The sequence below is a fragment of the Desulfococcus sp. genome (genome assembly GCF_041737845.1).
In the GTDB taxonomy this organism is placed as follows: Bacteria; Desulfobacterota; Desulfobacteria; order Desulfobacterales; family Desulfococcaceae; genus Desulfococcus.
The window spans coordinates 1-3289 of record NZ_JBGSQX010000082.1 but is presented as its reverse complement, the minus strand read 5'-3'; the positions used below and the strand labels follow the sequence as shown (position 1 = coordinate 3289).

Below are 3289 nucleotides of genomic sequence, written 5' to 3'. Positions count from 1 at the left end.
GCCGCCGATCAGCCGGTGGCCCCGGCGCGCCAGGGACGCGTGGGTCAGCACCACCCCGACGGCGCCCGATCCGCCGGTGAGGGTGGCGATGGTGTCCTTAAATAGGGCCATGTCCTGGAGCTTGAGGAGCCGGTCGATGGTGATGTCCACGATCTCCCGGGCCGTTTCGCAGGAGACGACCAGGCCGGCCCGGATCTGGCCCAGTTCGATGGCGTTGGCGATGTGGATCATGCCGTTCAGGACCCCGAGGCAGGCGTTGGAGACGTCGTAGACCTGGGCTTCCGGCGGGATGCCCAGGGCGTCGGCCACCGCGCACGCCGTTGCCGGCTCGAGGTTGTCCCGGCAGACGCCGGCATAGATCAGCATGCCGATGTCGGCCGGGGAGGCCGTAGAGGCCGCCAGGGCCTTCCGGCCCGCTTCGGCGGCGCCTTCGGAAACCTTGAACCCCGGGTCCCAGAACCGCCGTTCGTGGATGCCGGTGATGGCCTCGAGCTGCCCCTTTTTGAGGCGAAGCCGCTCGTACAGGGGCGAAAGGCGCTCCTCGAGATCCCGTGACGCCACCACGTTGGGCGGCAGCTCGTAGCCGAAGGCGTCGATAAATACGTTGCTGTACTGCATATCCGTAAAGCTCTCCTCGGTTATCGGACGGGCGCAAGCCTCACGCCGTAGTTTTCCATCCGGTAGATATACCGCCCGTCCACCTTGAGAAATCCATCCGCCAAAAGGGTCGGTGCCTCGCCCTCGGTCACCCGCGTGATCACCGCGTCCACCTCGATTCTGTGGTGGGTCTCGAGGATCTGGCCGCGGTAGCTCCATCGGTGCGCTTCGTCCGTCAGCGTCTCGAAGCGGTGGGTATCATGGAGATGCGGCCATCTCTTCAGGGCCGCGAACTTGATGAGCTGGAGGAAGGACTCGACCCCCAGGGAGCCGGGGCATACCGGGTCCTGGTGGAAATGGGCCTGAAAAAACCATTCGTCCGGATCGACCGTCTTGGCGCCCCGCACGAAGCCCAGGCCGTGAGGGCCGCCGCCGGGAACCCAGAGTTCGATCGCGTCGATCATCCTGAGGGCCGTGGCGGGGAAGGCCAGGGCCGGAGCCGGATCGGATGCGGGGTCCGCGGGCGACAGGGGCCGTTCGTCGGCGAAGACGTGGGACTCCCCGATGGAGATCTCCTCCGGGGTCGGCTGGTACGCCAAGGCGTCTGCCCCCTGGATGCCCACCTGCTGGGCCAGGGCCGCCCCGGTGAAGAAGCCGAAATAGGTGGTGCCGGTGTAGACCGGGAGGCCGTCCGCCGTCACCGTCATCTCGAAATGCTCGATGAGCATGCCGCCGGCGGCCGAGGACCGGGTCAGGCGGGTCCGCATGGTCAGGCGCCGGGCCTCCCGCGGGAGGTTCCGGTGGAGGACCGCCTCGCCCCCCAGGTTGCGGAACTTGAGGTCCTGGTCGCTCTTGAGGGCGGAGCCCATGTAAGCCGCAAGCCAGCCGCAGGGCTGAAGGGCGATTTCGAGGAGGATGCAGAAGGGCATGGCCCCGCTCCGGTCCGCGGTGAAGTACCACGCGTCGGGCGTGAAGGCGTAGTCGGCCTCGATCCATCCGCCGGGCGCAAGCACCCAGGGAGGGGGGTCGCTCTTCGTGACCCGGTCCATGAAGAGATAGGGCGGCCGGGGCAGGCGGGCGATCCTCCGCTCCCGATCGAAGACCCGGTAAGGTTCGCCGAAGGCCTCGGAGGGGTTCCCCGTGCAGAAGGCCATGAGCTGGTCCCGGGTGAAGACGGCGGGCGGCGGAGCCGGAGCCGGGGCGGGGGCCGGCAGCCGGTCCGCCCAGAACCCCTCGATCTCATGGCGCCGCGCCCCCGTGAGCTTCATGGACATGTTCTCGAACCGGACGATGGGCCGGCCGTCGGCGTACATCATGGCGTCGGCCAGGGCATAGGGCTCCGGACCGTAGCCGATCTCGGCGATCTCGACCTCGTAGAGGACCTTCCGGGTTGCGGGCGTCACAGGCCCGCGGCACCTGAGGACGCTCTCCCTGCCGACGACCGGCTCGTAGCAGGTATCGGGGGGTTGCGAGACCCACCCCATGCGCTGGAGGAAGATCCTAAGGGTGTGCATGCAGCACTCGTACATGAGGGTGCCGGGCATGACCCTGTCGTCGGGGAAGTGGCAGGTCAGGAACCAGTCGTCGGGACGGATGTCGGCCTCGGCCTGGATGATGCCCAGCCCGAAGCGTCCGCCATGGGGGTCCAGGGTCGCCACGCGGTGGACCAGCCGCATGCGGCCCCCGGGCAGGCGGAGGCCTTCGGGTGCCGTCACGCCGGCGAAAAGAGGGCCGAAGCACCCGGAAAGATCCCCTCCCCGGAGGGCGTCCAGGGCCCGGTCGTCATATCTTTCGACGGCCATGGGCACCAGTTCGGCGAAGTCTTTGCGCCCCGGTCGCGGGGCCGTCTCCTCCGCCCGACGGAGGATGCCCCCGGAGTTGCCGACCTCCGTCTCGGTGAAGAATCCGGCGCAGCCGTCCCGCATGGTGATGAGGTGTTCGCTGCCGATATGCCCCTCGAACCGGAAGAAGAACATGTAGGTTTCGCCCTGCCGGACAAATTTGTCGATGTGGATGTCGTACCGGATGACCTCTCCCGGCCGGGGAAGCCCCCGGTGGAAGGTGGCCTTGGCGTCCAGCAGGCGGTAGGCGCGCTTTCCCTTCACCCGGAGATCGATGCCCAGGTATGCCGACAGAAACAGGTCGGCCTGGCCCGCCTCCACGGAGATGCAGGTGGGGGCGCGGTCCCCGTCGAGGTACCAGGCGCCGGGCAGGACGTCGTGTTCGGTGACCACCCGCCCGGACCCCATGCTTCCCTTCTCGCCCTCGACGGTCAGGATGCGGTCCACCAGCATGAGCGGCGCATCCGGAAGCCTTACCCGGACCGGATAGGTGTCCACCTCGGCGAACTCGGGGCCGAGCACCCGGGCGGCACTGCCGACGGCGAACTCCATGCACATCTCCCGAGAATAGGCCGGCGGGGGTGCGGAAGCGACCGGTTCGACCGCGGGCACAGGTAAAGCAGGAACCCCATCATCGCAGGGCAGGTCCGCCATCTCTTCCAGGAGCCGCGTCTGAATGCCGACGCTTCGCCCGTAATTCTGTGTCAGCGCATCGGAAAAATCGAGGAAGGCCCGGTGTGCGTCGGCGGTGGCCGCGACCGTGTCGTTCACCGCGGCGAGGAACTGCGAGAACTGATGGGGCCAGGCGCCCCGGTCCGGGGCTTCGGCCGCGGCGCCATTGCCCGGGCCTT

1 protein-coding gene and 1 pseudogene are annotated in these 3289 nt (G+C 68.1%); both read right to left on the bottom strand.

Annotation, left to right across the window (positions count from 1 at the left end; translation table 11 throughout):
* On the bottom strand, nt 1-618 hold a 618-nt coding region (locus ACEW8N_RS09515), incomplete at its 3' end, for a 3-oxoacyl-ACP synthase III (RefSeq protein WP_373499577.1).
* Nucleotides 619-638: 20 nt separating this feature from the next.
* Nucleotides 639-3289, bottom strand: a pseudogene (locus ACEW8N_RS09510) (hypothetical protein); the annotation flags it as partial.